Consider the following 16,403-nt stretch of genomic DNA (forward strand, 5'->3'; position numbering starts at 1 on the left):
CGTCGTCTGCAACAGGTCAAGCTGCGTTCGCACCCTCCTGCGCCCGATCCAGCATGCGATACCCGATCGCCTCGCTGAGATGCGAGGTGGCGATGTCCGCGGCGCCGGCGAGATCGGCAATGGTCCGTGCAACGCGCAGGATGCGCACCATGGATCGCGCGGAGAGCTGCAGCCGTTCGACGGCGCGTTCCAGCAGCGCCTGATCGTCGGACGTCAATCGGCATAGCGACAACGTCTCACCCGCCGGCATGCGCGCATTCGGTTTTCCACAGCGCGCTTCCTGCCGGGCACGCGCATCGGCGACGCGTGCGCGCACGACTTCGCTCGACTCTCCGACGCGGCCCGTCGCGCTGAGTTCGCTCGCCGGCAATCGCGTCAGCACGACGTGCAGGTCGATGCGATCGAGCAACGGGCCCGACACCTTGCCGCGATAACGCTGCACGGCGTCGCCGCTGCAGCGACAACGACCGGACGGGTCGCCGGCCCAGCCGCAGGGGCACGGGTTCATCGCCGCGACGAGCTGGAAACGCGCCGGAAACTCCGAACTGCGCGCCGCGCGCGAAACGGTGACGACACCGGATTCCAGAGGTTCGCGCAGCACTTCCAGTGCGCGGCGTTCCCACTCCGGAAACTCGTCGAGGAACAGCACGCCGTTGTGTGCGAGCGAGACTTCACCCGGCCGCGGCTGCGCACCGCCGCCGATCAACGCGACGGCGCTCGCGGTGTGATGCGGCGATCGGAAAGGACGTTCGAGCCAGTGCGACGGATCGAGGCCGCGCCCGCTGATCGACGCGATCGCCGCGGATTCGAGGGCTTCCGCCTCGCTCGCTTCGGGGAGCAGGCCGGGCAGGCGCGAAGCGAGCAGTGTCTTGCCGCAACCCGGGGGTCCGATCAGCAACAAGTGATGGCCGCCCGCCGCCGCGACTTCGAGTGCGCGTCGTGCATGCGCCTGGCCGCGCACGTCGGCGAGATCCGGGCCGTCGACGCGCGTCACCGGCGACGCCACCGCTGTCGGCAACGCGTCGCGTCCGGCGAGCATCGCGCAGACCTGCAGCAGTGTCCGCGCCGTTCGCACTTCGACGCGCGAGGCGAGCGCGGCTTCGGCGCCGTTCGCTTCGGGCACGACGAGGCGTCGCTGCGCATCGCCCGCAGCCAACGCCGCAGGCAGCACGCCGTCGATCGCACGCAGTTCGCCGGTCAGGGCGAGCTCGCCGAGGAACTCGACGTCGCGCAACGCATCCAGCGGAATCTGCCCGCTCGCGGCGAGGATGCCGAGCGCGATCGGCAGGTCGAACCGGCCACCCTCTTTCGGCAAGTCGGCGGGCGCGAGGTTCACCGTGATGCGTCGCTGCGGAAACTCGAATTGCGCGCAGGCGATCGCCGCACGCACGCGATCCTTGGCTTCGCGTACCGCAGCCTCGGGCAGGCCGACGATGTTCATCGACGGCAACCCGCCGCCGAGATGCACTTCGACGCGGACTTCGGGCGCACGAATGCCCGTTCGCGCACGGCTGTGCACGATCGCAAGGTTCATGGCGGTGGGCTCAGTGGCGCGGAGCGGCGGTGGCGCCGGCCTGCGTTTCCATGCCGGTGACGGCGCGTTCGAGCTGCTCGAGCTTCTCGCGCGTGCGCAGCAGCACCGCGCGCTGCACTTCGAATTCCTCGCGCGTGACCAGGTCGAGGCGGTTCAGGCCCGCCTGCAGTACGGCCCGGAAGTTCTGCTGAAGCTCCGTGCGCAACTCGCTCGCGGATTCGCCACGGAGTCCGGGCGGCACGAGGGCGCTGAGGCGGCGGGCGAGTTCGTCGAGCTGGTCGAGGTCGATCATGGTCGGGTCTCCGGCGTTGCGCGCACTGTGCCGATTGCGGCCGGTCGGCGCCGTCGGAGCGGCTTGCTGCGGCATGTCGGGGAAATCCGACGGCCGCCACTTTACCGCCGGCCGCGCGCGCCGTCAGTGGCGCTTGAAGTACTGCACCTCGCGCTCGTGCTTCTCGGCCGCGGCGCGCGTGCTGAAGGTGCCGAGGTTGCGGCGCTTGCGCGTCTTCGGGTCGACCTTGCGCGAGTACAGCCGGTACTCGCCGGACTTCAGCTTGCGGATCATCGGCGCGCTCCAGCCGGGTCGACCAGCCTGCCGCGGCGTGCGCGAACGCGGCGTCGCCGGCTTGCCGCTATGCTGCACAGCGACAGGAGGATGCCGATGAAGATGGTCATGGCGGTGGTCAAGCCGTTCAAGCTCGACGACGTGCGCGAAGCGCTGGCCGAAGTCGGCGTCGCCGGCATCACGGCGACGGAAGTGAAGGGCTTCGGCCGCCAGAAGGGCCATACGGAGCTCTATCGCGGCGCCGAATACGTCGTCGACTTCCTGCCCAAGATCAAGCTCGAAGTCGCGGTGGCCGACGACCAGCTCGATGCGGTCGTCGAAGCGATCATGAAGGCCGCCGGCACCGGCAAGATCGGCGACGGCAAGATCTTCGTGTGGGACCTGGAACGCGTCGTGCGCATCCGCACCGGCGAGCTCGACGCCGACGCGCTGTAACGCGCGACGCGCTCAGGTGGTGCGGACGCAGTTCCGGCCGGCCGCCTTCGCCTGGTAAAGCGCCTGGTCGGCGCGCGCGACGAGATCGGCAAGCCCGGCGTCGCGCGGCGCGAGCGCGGTGACGCCGACGCTGATCGTCACCTTCAACGCCGGCGCGATGTCGCGGAAGTTCAGCGCTTCGACGTTCGCGCGCAGGCGCTCGGCGACCTGACGCGCCGCGTCGATCGTCGTGTCCGGCAGCAGCACGACGAATTCCTCGCCGCCCATGCGGCCGATCTCGTCGAACTGGCGCAGCGTGTGCTGGCAGGTTTCGGCGACGCGCGCGATGACCTGGTCGCCGATGAGATGGCCATGCGCGTCGTTGATCGCCTTGAAGCCGTCGATGTCGAACGCGATCACGCACAGCGGGCGATCGTCGGCGCGGGATTGCGCGACCGCATCGGCACCGATGAGTTCGATGCGACGGCGATTGGCGACGCCGGTGAGTTCGTCGGTCGACGCGAGCACGCGCAGCCGGCGCGTGCGCACGATCTGGCGGCCGACGATGAGGCCGAGCACCGCGATCAGCGCGACGCCCAGGGCGATGGCGATGCGCTGCCAGCGACGCGCCTTCAGCAGCGCCTGCACGTCCTGCTCGCGCATCGACTTCTCGGTGCGCAGTCGCTGGTTCTCGAAGTCGCGCTGCGCGGCGTCGGTCTGCTGGCGCAGCATCAGCGTGCGCTGCTCGGCGCGCGCGGCGAGGCGCTTCTCGCGCAGCGCGAGGTAGCGCTTGTAGTCGGCGAGCGCGGCCGTCGCATTGCCCGTGCGCTCGTACAGCGCCGCGCGATGCGGATACATCATCTCGAGGTAGCGGTCGTTCTGGTCCGACTGCAGGATTTTCTCGGCGGTCGCATACAGCGCGAGCGCCTGCTGCGTCTGGCCGAGCCCGGCGCGTGCGCGCGCTTCGATCACCGCGACCATGCCGGCATCGCCCTGGTCGCCGGTGCTCGCATAGCCGGCCTTCGCGGCCTGCAGCGTCGACAGCGCCTGCGCGTAGCGGCCGAGTTCGACCTGCGCGGACGCGAGGCCGAGTTGCGTGCCCGAGAGCAGCGAGGTGTCGAGGCGCAGCCGCGCGATGCGCACGGCTTCCTCGAACTGCGGCAGCGCGAGGTCGGCGCGGCCGAGATCCTGGTACAGGAAGCCCATCTGCACCGCGACGACCGCGAGACTCGGCCAGTCTTCGTGCTTCTTGGCGATCTCGCGGCTGCGCTCGAGGTATTCGCGCGCCTTCTGCGACTCGCCCATGCGGCGATACGCGACCGCGATGTTCTGCAGATTGCCTTCCGAGCGCTCGGCCTGGTGCGCGCCGTCGTACAGGCGCTGCGCGGCCATGAAGTCCATCAGCGCTTCGGCGTGCCGCCCGATGTACGAATACGTGTTGCCGCGCAGGACGAGGCCGTCACCGACCAGCGCCGGATGTTCGGACCGACGTGCGAGTTCGATGCCGCGCGTGTATAGCGGCAGCGCGGCCTGCACCTGGCCGAGCATCTCCTGCACGGAGGCTTCGCAGAGCTGGAAGCGCGCTTCGACTTCCGCATCGCCCAGCGCCTTGGACGCGGCGAGGCCCTGCTGCGCATACGCCAGCGCCGCGCGCACGTCTTCCGGCGACTGGAAGCATTCGGTGGATTCGTAGAGCAGCTCGCGACGACGATCGCCCGGCGGGACCAGCGCACGCAGTCGCGCGACTTCCGCCTTCGCGGCTTCCGGCGTCGCCGGATTCAGGCGCTCGCTGTCGAGCTGCTCGAACAGCTTGTCGAACGCGGCCGCGCGGTCGTCCTGCGCAAACGCCGACGTCGCCGTCAAGGCGGCGAGCGTCAGGGCGAGGAGCGACGCGCGGGTTCGGGGCATCGGAAGGGTCGAGCGCGCCTCGGACGTGGGTGACGGCCCGAGGCGGCGCGGCTCAGGCGTCCAGAGCTTCGGCGACGAACGGCGGGGTCGCCAATGCCCCACGATGGATATCGGCGCTGTAGTACTTGGTCTTGAGACCACTGTCACGCGCGGCCTGCTCGCGGAAGTCGAACCCGCCCGACTTGCGCGCCAGCGTGCAGCTCCACCAGCCCGTCGGATAGCAGGGCTGCGGGAACGGCAGCGTCTTGAAGGACGCGAAGCCCGCCTTGCCCATTTCCGCACGCATCGAACGGATCAGGTCGAGCAGCGCTAGCGGCGACTCGGACTGCTGCACGAGGATGCCGTCGTCCTTCAGCGCGCGGAAGCAGGACTCGTAGAAGGCCTTGTTGAACAGGCCTTCCGCCGGGCCGACCGGATCGGTGGAATCGACGATCACGATGTCGACGCTGCCCGGCGCGCAGTTCTTCATGTAGGCGACGCCGTCGTCGAACAGCAGTTCGGCGCGCGGGTCGTTGTTCGAATCGCAGAGCTCCGGGAACCACTTCTCGGCCATGCGCGTGACCTGCTCGTCGATGTCGCACTGCGTGGCCGACTCGACGCCCTTGTGCTTGAGCACTTCGCGCAGCGTGCCGCAGTCGCCGCCGCCGATGATGACGACGCGCTTCGGGTTCGGATGCGTGAACAGCGCCGGGTGCGACATCATCTCGTGATAGAGGAAGTTGTCGCGGGTGGTGAGCATCACCGCGCCGTCGATGAGCATGAGGTTGCCCCAGTCCGTCGTCTCGAAGATCTCGATCTTCTGGAACGGGCTCTGCACCTCGTCGAGCTTGCGCGTGACGCGGTAACCAATCGCCGAGCCGGTGTGCTCGAAGTTCTCGTACTGCCAGGTGGGTTCGCTCATGGCGTTCTGCATCTCGGGCCGGAATCCGGCAAACACCCGAGTGTAGCGGACGCGGCCTCGACGCTCAGTCGGCCATGCACACGCGATCGCGACCGGCGCTCTTGGCGCGGTAGAGCGCGGCGTCGGCGCGGCCGATCAGGTCGTCGATGCGGTCGTCGCCGGCGGTCGACGTGGCGACGCCGGCGCTGGTGCGCACCGCGAGGCCCGGCGCCAGCTGGCTGATGTCGAGCTGCGCCACCGCGCCGCGCAGCTTTTCGGCGATGCGTGCGGCGTCGTCGCGGCGGGTGCCGGGCAGGATGGCGACGAAGTCCTCGCCGCCGGTGCGGCCGAGGCGTTCCTGCGGGCGCAGGGCGTCGACCAGCGCGCGGCTGGCGTGAACCAGCACGATGTCGCCGATGGCGTGGCCGTGCTCGTCGTTCACGCGCTTGAAGTGGTCGAGGTCGAGCAGGACGACGCTGACGGGGCGCCCGTCGGCCTGTGCGCTGGCGAATGCGTCCTCCGCGAGCCGGCGCAGCCCGCGGCGGTTGGCGATGCCAGTCAGCGGGTCGGTCAGCGCGAGCACGCGCAGGCGGCGGGACTCGCGCGCCTGCTGCACGGCGAGCGCCGCGAGGGCCGCGAGCAGCGCCATGCCGAGGCCGAGCACCGTCCAGCGCCAGGGCCGCTGGCGTTCCAGCGCGCGGATCTGCTGCTCGCTGGCGCGGCGATCGAGGTCCAGGCGGGCGTGCTCGAGCGCGCGGCGGCCGGCGTCGAAGCGCAGGCGTGCGAACTGCACCTGCTGGTCGTCCGCCGAGGCCTGCAGCCGCTTGTCGAGATCGATGTAGGCGCGCAGGTCGGCCAGTGCGGCGGAGCGGTCGCCGAGCGCTTCCTCGCTATCCGCGCGGGCGCGATGCAGCAGTGCGAGGTAGCGCGTGGTCTGCTGGCTGCGCATCAGCGGCTCGGCGCGGTCGAAGGCGGCGATGGCCGCCCGTGGCTGGCCCAACGCCGCCAGGGCGCGGCCCTCGGCCTCGTCCAGCATCGGCTCGTGGCCGGCGATGTCGCCGACGGCCAGCTCGCGCCGCGCGGCCGCGACCGCCGCCAGCGCACGCTCGGGCGCCTTGGCGGCGAGCCAGCCGTTGGCGAGGCCCAGCTGCGCGTAGCCCCGGTCGATCGCATCGGACCGGCGGGCGACCTCGAGTGCCGCCTCGAACTTCGCGACCGCCTCTCGAGCGCGGCCCTGCTCTTCGTAGGCATAGCCCTGCTGCATCAGCGCGGCGTACAGGTCCGGCACGCTGTCGATGCGGCGCGCGTAGGTCTCGGTGTCGCGCAGGTAGCCCATCGCGTCGCGATAGAGGCCCATGCGGCGGTAGGCCATGCCGATGTTGAGCAGGTTGGTCTCGGAACGACGCGCGAGGTGGGCGCGGTCGAACACCGCCTGCGCGGCGAGGAAGTCCTGCAGGCCGCGGGCGTGGTCGCCCTGCAGCGAGGCGATGCCGCCTCGATACGTGTAGCCGTCGCCGAGCAGGCGCGCGTCCTCGGCGCGTGCGGCCAGCGCGAGACCGCGGTCGTACGCACGGCGCGCCGCGGCCGGGTCGGTCGCCTCCAGCGCGAAGCCCTCGCAGTAGGTGAAGCGCGTTTCGGCCTCGACGTCGCCCGCGCGCTGCGCCTCGGCGAACTCCTGGCGCGCGTAGGCGACGCCGGCGCGGCTGTCCTTCACGAAGCTCACGTCGCAGACGACGCTGCGGTAGCGGCGCGCACGCCGCGCGTCGCCGGGCGGCAGCGCGGCGCGCAGGCGGGCCAGTGCGCTCGCGATCTGGGCGTCGTCGTCGACCGGGACTTCGCCGTCGTCGATCTGCAGGAACAGGCGATCGAACGCGGCCGCGGACGGCGCCGCATGCGCGCCCGCCACGACGGCTAGCATCGCGGCAGCGAGCAGGGCGGGGAGGAGCGGTCGGCGCACGGGCAAGGAGTCGAGCGTAGCGGAGGGCTGCGCCGTCCGTGCGCCAGTGCCGATTGTGCGTCAGCTGCCGTCAGGGCGGGGCAGGCGGCCATGCCGCCCGATTGCCATACCGCCGCAATCGGCAACCGGTCACGCTTGTGGCCCTAGAATGCGCGCCTTCCTCGCTGGGGTGCGCCCGATGTCCGACTGGTCGACCGACCTGGCCCGCAAGACCTATTCGATCCCGTACTGGTCGGAAGGCTATTACGACGTCGATGCCGCGGGCCGCGTCAGCGTGCATCCGCAGGGCGCGAACGGACCGTCGATCGCACTCGCCGAGGCGGTCGACCGCGCGCTCGACGGCGGCGTGCAGCTGCCCCTGCTCGTGCGCTTCCCGCAAATCCTCTCCGACCGCCTGCGCAAGCTGCAGGATGCGTTCGCCTGGGCGATCAACGAGACCGGCTACGGCGGCGGTTACACCGCGGTCTATCCGATCAAGGTCAACCAGCACCAGTCGGTCGCGGGCACGCTCGCGTCGAACGTCGGCGAAGGTTTCGGGCTCGAGGCCGGCAGCAAGCCGGAGCTGATGGCGGTGATGGCGCTGTCGCGCCCCGGCGGCCTCATCGTCTGCAACGGCTACAAGGACCGCGAGTACATCCGCCTCGCGCTCATCGGCCGCAAGCTCGGGCTCGAGACGTACATCGTCGTCGAAAAGCCGTCGGAACTGCAGCTCGTCATCGAGGAAGCCGAAGCGCTGGGCGTGAAGCCGGGCCTCGGCGTGCGCATGCGCCTCGCGAATCTCGGCGCCGGCAAGTGGCAGAACAGCGGCGGCGACAAGGCGAAGTTCGGCCTCTCGCCGCGCCAGGTGCTCGATCTCTGGAAGCGCCTGCGCGATGCCGGCATGGGCGACTGCCTCGGCCTGCTGCACTTCCACATGGGCTCGCAGATCTCGAACGTGCGCGACATCGCCAACGGCATGCGCGAGGCGGTGCGTTACTTCATCGAGCTCTCGCGCCTCGGCGCGAAGGTGCAGTACATGGACGTGGGCGGCGGCCTCGGCATCGACTACGAAGGCACGCGTTCGCGCAGTTACTACTCGATCAATTACGGCGTGCGGCAGTACGCGCTGAACATCGTGCAGCCGCTCGCGGACGCCTGCGAAGAGCACGGCCTGACGCCGCCGCGCATCGTCACCGAATGCGGCCGCGCGATGACGGCGCACCACGCGGTGCTCGTCACGAACGTGTCGGAAGTCGAGCGCGCGCCCGAAGGCCGCGTGCCGGATGCGCACGACGACGAGCCGCTGGTGATCCGTCACCTGCGCAGCGTGCACGCCGAGTTGCAGACGCGCCCGGCCGTCGAACTGTTCCACGAGGCCACGCACTACCACGCCGAAGGCCTGGAGGCGTACACGACGGGGCAGATCGATCTCGTGCACCGCGCGCGCATCGACGATCTCTACTACGCCATCCTCAACGGCGTGCGTGCGCGCCTGTCGCCGACGGAGAAGACGCAGCGCGAAGTGCTCGACGAACTCGACGAGCGCCTGGTCGACAAGTACTTCGTCAACTTCAGCGTGTTCGAGTCGATGCCCGACGTCTGGGCGATCCAGCAGGTGTTCCCGATCGCGCCGATCGAGCGGCTCAACGAAGCGCCGACGCGACGCGGCGTCATCGCCGACCTCACCTGTGACTCCGATGGCCGCATCGACACCTACGTCGAGAACGAGACGCTGTCGACGTCGATGCCGGTGCATGCGCCGAATCCGGGCGAGGTCTATCGCATCGGCTTCTTCCTGGTCGGCGCGTACCAGGAAATCCTCGGCGACATCCACAACCTCTTCGGCGATACGGACGCCGTGGCGGTGAACGTCGACGCCGACGGCTTCCAGTTCGTCCAGCAGCGCCGCGGCGACACGATCGACGTGATGCTGGACTACGTCGGGTACGATATCGCCCAGCTCCGGCAGGCCTATCGCGACAAGGTCGCGGCCGCCGGGCTCGCCGCCGACGAAACGCTGCGGCTCAACGAGGCACTCGAAGCAGGCCTCACCGGCTACACCTATCTGGACGACGCGCCGTTCGACTTACGGCGCGCAGGGAACGAACCATGAAAACCGGTTTCATCGGCCTCGGTGCGATGGGCGCGCCGATGGCGCGACATGTGCATTCGCGTGGCCTGCTCACCGCCGTCGGCACGCGCACGCAGGAGAAGGCGGACGCGCTCGCGGCCGAGCTCGGCGTACGCGCCGCGCGAGGTTCGGCGAACTTCGCCGACTGCGACGTCGTCGCGCTGTGCGTCCCGCTCGATGCCGACGTGCTCGAGAACGTCGCGGGCCTCGCCGACGTGCTGCGCCCCGGAACGGTGGTGATCGACCATTCGACGGTGTCGGTCGACACCGCGCGTCGCGCGGCCGCCATGCTCGCCGAGCACGACATCGGTTTCATCGACGCGCCGGTGTCGGGGGGCGTCGAAGGTGCGCGCAACGGCAAGCTGTCGGTGATGGCGGGTGGCGATGCGGACGTGCTGGAGAAGGCGCGTCCGGTACTCGAAAGCTACGCCGCACGCATCTCGCACATGGGCGCCACCGGCGCGGGCCAGGCGACCAAGGCGATCAACCAGGTGCTGGTCGCGGGCATCAACGAAGCGGTCTGCGAAGGCCTCGCGCTCGCGGAGAAACTCGGTCTCGAACCCGACCGCCTGATCCCGACCCTCATGGCCGGCGCAGCGTCGAACTGGTTCCTCGACAAGCGCGGCGCCACGATGCTGCGCGACGAGTTCACGCCCGGCTTCAAGAACGCGCACATGCTCAAGGACCTGCGCATCGTACAGGGCATGGCGCAGCAGACGGGCATCCGCACCACGGTCATCGACCAGGCGCTCGCGGACTACGCCGAACTCGTCACCGAACGCGGCCTCGGCGACGCCGACACCTCCGCGCTGATTTCGCTCAAGCGGTCACGCTGAGCCAGAGCGGCGGGCGGCGGCGATGCGTTCGCCGACGACCGCCGCACCCCAGGCGACCAGCGCGGACAGCACGAGCTGCAGGCCTGCGTTGCGCAGCAGCCAGCGGCCCGCCGTGGTCTGCTCCGGTGGCGCACCGGTGTACGCGGCGACCGCGCTGCCGATTCCGATGAGCAACACCAGCCCGACCGCCGGCGCGCCGAATCCGCGTCGCGCGATCGCGCCGCCGATCGCCATGGCGATGGCAACCGCGACCAGTTCCAGTGGTGCGATAACTCCCATCGGCGTCGCCCATCCGCTCATGGACCGCCGCGTTACGAACAGCACGCCGGTCAGGATGAGCAGAACGACGACCGCGATGGTGCAGGCGATGAGCCGGCGGGAAGGCGTCTTCGAAGGCATCGGCAGCGGCGTCCGGAAAGATGCCCCGAGTCTAGAGGCAGACGCGTGCAACCGACGCCGGCTGCACCCGCGAAAATGGCATTCGCCGATCGGCGCACGTCCCGCGGTGATCAACGGGGAGACGTCCGCGTTCGTGCGTCGTCGTACACATCGGGTTCGCGCGCCGACGACGGTGCGGGTCAATGCGTTGTCGATCGCTGGGCTGGAGGTTGCGCAACTGAATCGTGATCAGCGCGGTGCTGAACGCCGCACGGGAGTGATGCGACGCTGAGCATCACAGAGCGCTGTTGAAGCCGAGAAAACGCGCGTCATGTGAATCGCCTGCGCGCCAGCGCCATCTCAATCGCAACGCCGGCACATCATCCAACCGCGACGGCACGAGGCCGTCGATCAGTTCGTCTTCACCGCCATCGCCGACAGCCCGCCGCTCGCGAGCTTGCGCTTCGCGTCCGCGAGGTCGCTGGCGCTGCCGTACGGCCCCATGCGCACGCGGTAGACCGTCTTGCCGCCGATCTGTGCGGACTCGACGCGCGCGCCGAGGCCGAGCAGCGCGATCTTCGCCTTCAGCTCTTCGGCCTGGCCCGACGCCTGGAACGCGCCGGCCTGCAGGATGTAGCGCGTGTCCGCCGCAGCGGTTGCGGTTGCAGGCGTGGCCGATGCGGACGTCGTGGACGACGCTGTGCCCGACGTCGCGGCATGCGTTTCGTTCGACGCCGGCTTCGGCGTGTTTTCGTCGACCGGTGCCGGCAGCTTCGTATCGGCCGTGGTCGTCGTCGCAACCGGCGTCGTCGGCGCCGAAGCGTCCGACGGCGCGGTCTTCTGCGCTTTCTCCGCCTGCTCGCTCGCAGCGAGCTCGGCGTCCGTCATCGGGACTTCCTTGCCCGGCAGCAGCGTGTAGAAGTCGAAGTCCTGCTTCTTCTTCGCATCGGTCGCAGTAGCGGCAGGCTTCGGTGCAGCGCCCTTGTCGTCGATCGTTTCGTCGTCGACCACCGCATCGTCGCCGTCGGCGGGCTTCGGCAGCGCATCCGGGTTCGGCGTCGGACGGAAGAAGCCGTCCTTGTCGCGATGCATGAGCCGCGGCGCGGCGAGCACGACCAGCAGCGTGATCGCCACGCCGATCACCAGCCACGCCCAGCCCGGCATCGAGCCGTTCCCGCCACCGCCGCCGGAGCGGCGTGCCTGGGTCTTACCGCGCTTCTGCGCCATCACATCACCTCGGGGGCGGACACGCCCAGGAGCGCCAGTCCATTCGAGATCACCTGACGCGTCGCTGAAGCGAGCGCGAGTCGCGCATCGCGCACGTCGGCGTCGTCGACCAGGAACTGGTGCTCGTTGTAATACGACTGGAACGCCTGCGCGAGTTCCAGCAGGTAGGCCGCGATCTGGTGCGGTTCGAGATCGCGCCCGGCGGTCTCGACGACTTCCGCGTAGCGCGACAGCGTGGCGACGAGTTCGTGCGTGGTCGCGTCGTCCAGATCCAGCGGTTGCGCGAGGCCGTTCTGCAGGTCGAACGACAGGCCGCGCTCATTGAGCTGGCGCATCAGCCCGCACATGCGCGCATGCGAGACCTGCACGTAGTAGACCGGGTTGTCCATCGACTGGCTGCGCGCGAGGTCGATGTCGAACGTGAGCTGCGAATCGGGCTTGCGCGCGATGAGGAACCAACGCACCGCGTCGCTGCCGACTTCGTCGATCAGGTCGCGCAGCGTGAGGTAGCTGCCGGCGCGCTTAGAGAGCTTCACTTCCTCGCCGCCGCGCATGACGGTGACCATCTGGTGCAGCACGTATTCCGGCCAGTTCTGCGGGATGCCGGCGTCGAGCGCCTGCAGGCCGGCCTTCACCCGCGCGAGCGAGCCGTGGTGATCGGCGCCGAGTTCGGTGATCGCGCGCAGGTAGCCGCGCTGCCACTTCGACAGGTGGTAGGCGACGTCCGGCACGAAGTAGGTGTACGTGCCGTCGGACTTGCGCATCACGCGGTCCTTGTCGTCGCCGAAGTCGGTGCTGCGCAGCCACAGCGCGCCGCCTTCCTCGTATGTGTGGCCGTGTGCGATCAGCTCGCGCACGGTCTCTTCGACCTTGCCGTCGGTGTAGAGCGATGACTCGAGGAAATAGACGTCGAACGAGACGCCGTACGCCTCGAGGTCGAGGTTCTGCTCGCGGCGCAGGTAGGCGACCGCGAACGCGCGGATCGCGTCGAGGTCGTTCGGATCCTTCGCGCCGACGACCGTGTGGCCCTCGACCTCGACCGCATCGCCGCGCAGGTAGGCGGCCGCGACGTCCTTGATGTAGTCGCCGCGATAGCCGTCTTCCGGCCAGCCGGCGTCGTCGGGGCCCTTGCCCTGCGCACGTGCCTGCGTCGAGATCGCGAGGTTCTGGATCTGCACGCCGGCGTCGTTGTAGTAGAACTCGCGCGCCACGGTCCAGCCGTTGGCGTCGAGCACGCGCGCGATGCAGTCGCCGATCACCGCGGCGCGGCCGTGGCCGACGTGCAGTGGGCCGGTCGGGTTCGCCGAGACGTATTCGACGCCCGCGCGGCGACCCGCGCCGCTGTCGTTGCGGCCGAACGCGTCGCCCTGTGTCGCGACGTCACGCAGCGTCGCGCGCCAGGCGCCTTCGGCGATGCGGAAGTTGATGAAGCCCGGGCCGGCGATCTCGACCGACGCGATCGCATCGTTCTTCGGCAGCGCGTCGACGAGCGCCTGCGCGATCGCGCGCGGGTTCGACTTCGCCGGCTTGGCCAGCAGCATCGCCGCGTTGGTCGAGAAATCGCCCTGCGCACGGTTCTTCGGCCGCTCGATCACGAAGTCGGGCGAGGCGGCATCGGCGGGGAGCGTGCCGGCGGCGCGCAGGGCGTCGATGGCCTGCTCGACGAGGGCGCGGAGGGTCGATTTCACGGCGGTCCGGGGACTTCGGGACGGGGGCGGCATTGTACGGCGCCGCGTCAGACCCCGAGTCGCCTGGCGCCGCAACGCGCCGCCGCGCGCTGCGTTACCCGCTTGCGGTCGCGGTTTCGCAAGCGCCTACACCCAGCCCCGCGCCGCCATCGACACCGGCGGCCCGTCGCCGATCACGAAATGGTCCAGCAGGCGCACGTCGACGAGGCCCAGCGCCTGCTTGAGCCGCGCGGTGACGGCCCGGTCGGCCGCGCTCGGCTCCGGATTTCCGCTCGGATGGTTGTGCCCGACGATCACCGCCGCTGCGTTTTGGACGAGCGCACGCCGGGCGACGTCGCGAGGATGGACCTCGGCGCCGTCGAGCGTGCCATGGAACATCTCCTCGAACGCCACCATCCGGTGACGGGTGTCGAGAAACATCACCGCGAACACCTCGTGGTCCGCCGGGCGCAGCCGTTGGGCGAACAGGCGGCCGGCGGTGGGCGGGTCGGTCAGCGCGTCGCCGCGTTCCAGATCGGCGGCGAGCACGCGCTGGCCGATCTCGAGCGCGGCAGCCAGCGTGCAGGCACGCGCCGGGCCGACGCCGCGCAGCTTCGCGAGCGCGTTCGGCGATCGCTCCAGCAGTTTGCGCAGGGGGCCATGCTCGGCGAGCAAAGCGCGCGCCGTGGCCACCGCGTCCTGCCCGCGCAGGCCGGAGCCGAGGAACAGCGCGACGAGCTCGGCGTCCGACAGCGCGCCCGCGCCGCGCGCGAGCAGCTTCTCGCGCGGCCTTTCGGTGGCCGGCCAGTCGCGGATGTGCATGCGTCCCTCCGTGGACGTCGATCGGGCGGTCATTGCACCGTGACGCACGGCACGCGGCCGATCGGGCGATTCCGGCCGTTCGGGTAAGCTGTCGACCGCCTTCTCCGTCGGACTTTTCCGCCTCGTGACCGCGCTTTCCGGCCACCGCATCCTGCTCTGCGTGACCGGCGGCATCGCCGCCTACAAGGCCGCCGATCTGGTGCGTCGCCTGCGCGACGCCGGTGCCGAGGTGCGCGTGGCGATGACCGAGAACGCGCAGCACTTCGTCGGCGCGACCACGTTCCAGGCGCTGTCCGGCCAGCCGGTGCGCACGTCGCTGTGGGACGAGCAGGCCGAAGCCGCGATGGGCCACATCGAACTCGCGCGCTGGGCGTCGGCGGTCGTCGTTGCGCCGGCAACGGCGAACACGATCGCCAGGCTCGCGCACGGGTTCGCGGACGATCTGGTCACGACGTTGTGCCTCGCGACGGAAGCGCCGATCGCCGTCGCACCGGCAATGAACCGCGTGATGTGGGCGAATGCCGCCACGCAGGCGAACGTCGCGACGCTGCGCGACCGCGGCGTGCTGATCATCGGCCCCGATGCCGGCGACCAGGCCTGCGGCGAGATCGGCGAAGGCCGCATGGTCGAGCCGATGGCGATCGTGCGCGCGCTGTCGGGCGCCGCCGCATGAGCGCGCTCGCGGGGCGCCGCGTCGTCGTCAGCGCCGGGCCGACGTTCGAGGATCTCGATCCCGTGCGTTTCCTCGGCAACCGCAGCAGCGGGAAGATGGGCTTCGCCGTCGCCAGCGCGGCGGCCGCGCGCGGTGCGGACGTCGTGCTCGTCGCCGGCCCGGTGCATCTGCCGACGCCGCCGAACGTCACCCGCATCGACGTGCGCAGCGCCGCGCAGATGCATGCCGCGGTCACCGCCGCGCTGCCGTGCGACGTCTACATCGGCGCGGCCGCCGTCGCCGATTACACGCCGGTGTCGATCTCGCCGAACAAGCTCAAGAAGCAGCCCGGGCAGGACACGCTGACGCTGCAGCTGGTGCGAACGCGCGACATCCTCGCGGAGGTCGCGTCGCATCCCAAGCGCCCGCGCCTCGTCGTCGGGTTCGCGGCGGAAACGCACGATGTCGAGACTTACGCACGCGGCAAGCTCGTCGCCAAGAAGCTCGACCTCATCGCCGCGAACCGCGTCGGCGTGGAAGGCAGTGGCTTCGAGAGCGACGAGAACACGCTGGTGGCCTACGACGCGAACGGCGCGACCACGCTCGGCCCCGGCGCGAAATCCGACATCGCGGGCGGCCTGCTCGACCTGATCGAGGCGCGCCTCGCATGACCGAACGCACCATCGAAGTCCGCCTGCTCGACGCACGCTACGGCGATGCGTGGCCGCTGCCCGAATACGCCACCGCCGCGAGCGCGGGCGTCGACCTGCGTGCCGCGCTCGATGCACCGCTGTCGATCGCGCCGCGCGAAACGCATCTGGTGCCGACCGGGCTGTCGATCCACATCGCCGACCCGACGCTGTGCGCCGTGATCCTGCCGCGATCGGGGCTCGGGCATAAACACGGCATCGTGCTCGGCAACGGCACGGGCCTGATCGATGCGGACTACCAGGGTCCGCTGATGGTGAGCGTCTGGAACCGCGGCGAGACGGCTTTTACGATCGAGCCGGGCGACCGCATCGCCCAGCTCGTCGTGCTGCCGATCGTGCGTGCACGGTTCCAGGTGGTCGACGAATTCGAAACGAGTGCGCGCGGCGCGGGTGGCTTCGGCCACACCGGTGTGCGCTGAACCCTACGGAGTGCTTGCGATGCCCAATGCCCAGGTCGACCGTCTGAAGCCGCTGATCCCGCTCGGTGCGGGCGTCGCGCTGCTCCTTGCGGGCTGGTTCGGCTTCAACGCCTGGGCGCAGTGGCGCGACGAGGCGCGTCGCTCCGACGTGGAGGCCGCGCGCGATTCGGTCGTGCAGGCCGCGCAGTCGATGATCGGCAGCGCGCAGAAGCACTTCGCCGACCAGCTCGCCAGCCCCGGCGTGCGCGACGCGCTGCAGAACGGGCAGATGGATCGCGCGGCCGAGCAGCTCACCGCCGGCTGGAAGGGCGCGACCGGCGGCGA

At 70.1% G+C, this 16,403-nt stretch carries 15 protein-coding genes and 2 pseudogenes; 7 read left to right on the forward strand and 10 right to left on the reverse strand.

Features of this window, described 5'->3' with window-relative positions; genetic code table 11:
* Nucleotides 1–16 precede the first annotated feature (16 nt).
* The 3 genes from EVS83_RS06475 to EVS83_RS06485 all read right to left on the reverse strand — a co-directional run bounded on the left by EVS83_RS06475 (nt 17) and on the right by EVS83_RS06485 (nt 2,099).
* On the reverse strand, nt 17–1,534 hold the full coding sequence (locus EVS83_RS06475) for a YifB family Mg chelatase-like AAA ATPase (RefSeq protein WP_133500217.1): 1,518 nt from the start codon (nt 1,532–1,534) through the stop codon (nt 17–19).
* Between the two features lie 10 nt (nt 1,535–1,544).
* Nucleotides 1,545–1,826: a ubiquinone biosynthesis accessory factor UbiK gene (gene ubiK, locus EVS83_RS06480; protein ID WP_133500218.1), complete on the reverse strand. Its 282-nt coding sequence runs from the start codon at nt 1,824–1,826 to the stop codon at nt 1,545–1,547.
* 123 nt (nt 1,827–1,949) lie between these two features.
* Nucleotides 1,950–2,099, reverse strand: a complete 150-nt coding sequence (locus tag EVS83_RS06485) for a hypothetical protein (RefSeq protein WP_133500219.1) — start codon at nt 2,097–2,099, stop codon at nt 1,950–1,952.
* A 96-nt stretch (nt 2,100–2,195) separates the two neighbouring features.
* On the opposite strand from EVS83_RS06485, the gene EVS83_RS06490 reads away from it, so the two are divergent.
* Nucleotides 2,196–2,534 carry a P-II family nitrogen regulator gene (locus EVS83_RS06490; protein ID WP_036141567.1) on the forward strand — a complete coding sequence of 113 codons (339 nt, stop codon included), beginning with the start codon at nt 2,196–2,198 and terminating at the stop codon, nt 2,532–2,534.
* A gap of 12 nt (nt 2,535–2,546) precedes the next feature.
* Here the strand turns inward: EVS83_RS06490 and EVS83_RS06495 are convergent, their stop codons facing one another.
* The 3 genes from EVS83_RS06495 to EVS83_RS06505 form a co-directional block, all read right to left on the reverse strand.
* Nucleotides 2,547–4,421: a diguanylate cyclase gene (locus EVS83_RS06495; protein ID WP_133500220.1), complete on the reverse strand. Its 1,875-nt coding sequence runs from the start codon at nt 4,419–4,421 to the stop codon at nt 2,547–2,549.
* 52 nt (nt 4,422–4,473) lie between these two features.
* Nucleotides 4,474–5,322 carry a polyamine aminopropyltransferase gene (gene speE, locus EVS83_RS06500; RefSeq protein WP_133500221.1) on the reverse strand — a complete coding sequence of 283 codons (849 nt, stop codon included), beginning with the start codon at nt 5,320–5,322 and terminating at the stop codon, nt 4,474–4,476.
* 64 nt (nt 5,323–5,386) lie between these two features.
* Nucleotides 5,387–7,219 carry a GGDEF domain-containing protein gene (locus tag EVS83_RS06505; protein WP_133500222.1) on the reverse strand — a complete coding sequence of 611 codons (1,833 nt, stop codon included), beginning with the start codon at nt 7,217–7,219 and terminating at the stop codon, nt 5,387–5,389.
* A 217-nt stretch (nt 7,220–7,436) separates the two neighbouring features.
* Here EVS83_RS06505 and speA point away from each other — a divergent pair, with 217 nt between their 5' ends.
* Together speA and EVS83_RS06515 are read left to right on the forward strand one after the other, a co-directional pair.
* Nucleotides 7,437–9,350 carry an arginine decarboxylase gene (speA, locus tag EVS83_RS06510; protein WP_133500223.1) on the forward strand — a complete coding sequence of 638 codons (1,914 nt, stop codon included), beginning with the start codon at nt 7,437–7,439 and terminating at the stop codon, nt 9,348–9,350.
* Entirely contained in the window at nt 9,347–10,204 is an 858-nt protein-coding gene (locus tag EVS83_RS06515; protein ID WP_133500224.1) for an NAD(P)-dependent oxidoreductase, read from the forward strand. Before speA ends, EVS83_RS06515 begins: the two co-directional genes overlap by 4 nt.
* On the opposite strand, the gene EVS83_RS06520 is transcribed toward EVS83_RS06515, so the two are convergent.
* Entirely contained in the window at nt 10,196–10,378 is a 183-nt protein-coding gene (locus EVS83_RS06520) for a hypothetical protein (RefSeq protein ID WP_133500225.1), read from the reverse strand. The genes EVS83_RS06515 and EVS83_RS06520 overlap by 9 nt on opposite strands.
* Between EVS83_RS06520 and EVS83_RS06525 the strand changes: the two genes are divergently transcribed.
* Entirely contained in the window at nt 10,371–10,874 is a 504-nt protein-coding gene (locus tag EVS83_RS06525; protein ID WP_133500226.1) for a hypothetical protein, read from the forward strand. The genes EVS83_RS06520 and EVS83_RS06525 overlap by 8 nt on opposite strands.
* A gap of 119 nt (nt 10,875–10,993) precedes the next feature.
* Here the strand turns inward: EVS83_RS06525 and EVS83_RS06530 are convergent, their stop codons facing one another.
* From EVS83_RS06530 to radC, 3 genes are all read right to left on the reverse strand, one after another.
* Nucleotides 10,994–11,809 carry an SPOR domain-containing protein gene (locus tag EVS83_RS06530; RefSeq protein ID WP_133500227.1) on the reverse strand — a complete coding sequence of 272 codons (816 nt, stop codon included), beginning with the start codon at nt 11,807–11,809 and terminating at the stop codon, nt 10,994–10,996.
* Entirely contained in the window at nt 11,809–13,497 is a 1,689-nt protein-coding gene (gene argS / locus EVS83_RS06535; RefSeq protein WP_133500228.1) for an arginine--tRNA ligase, read from the reverse strand. Before argS ends, EVS83_RS06530 begins: the two co-directional genes overlap by 1 nt.
* A 126-nt stretch (nt 13,498–13,623) precedes the next feature.
* The gene (radC, locus tag EVS83_RS06540) at nt 13,624–14,298 is read right to left on the reverse strand and encodes a RadC family protein (protein ID WP_133500229.1); all 675 of its coding nucleotides are present in this window, start codon (nt 14,296–14,298) and stop codon (nt 13,624–13,626) included.
* A 124-nt stretch (nt 14,299–14,422) separates the two neighbouring features.
* Here radC and coaBC point away from each other — a divergent pair.
* The 3 genes and pseudogenes from coaBC to EVS83_RS06555 all read left to right on the forward strand — a co-directional run.
* A pseudogene (coaBC, locus tag EVS83_RS06545) lies at nt 14,423–15,621 on the forward strand (bifunctional phosphopantothenoylcysteine decarboxylase/phosphopantothenate--cysteine ligase CoaBC).
* On the forward strand, nt 15,618–16,079 hold the full coding sequence (gene dut / locus EVS83_RS06550) for a dUTP diphosphatase (RefSeq protein WP_133500230.1): 462 nt from the start codon (nt 15,618–15,620) through the stop codon (nt 16,077–16,079). The pseudogene coaBC and the gene dut overlap by 4 nt, the downstream one beginning before the upstream one ends.
* Before the next feature lie 19 nt (nt 16,080–16,098).
* A pseudogene (locus EVS83_RS06555) lies at nt 16,099–16,403 on the forward strand (hypothetical protein); the annotation flags it as partial.

Origin of the sequence: Cognatilysobacter terrigena, assembly GCF_004361065.1 — a bacterium.
Taxonomy (GTDB): Bacteria; Pseudomonadota; Gammaproteobacteria; order Xanthomonadales; family Xanthomonadaceae; genus Cognatilysobacter; species Cognatilysobacter terrigena.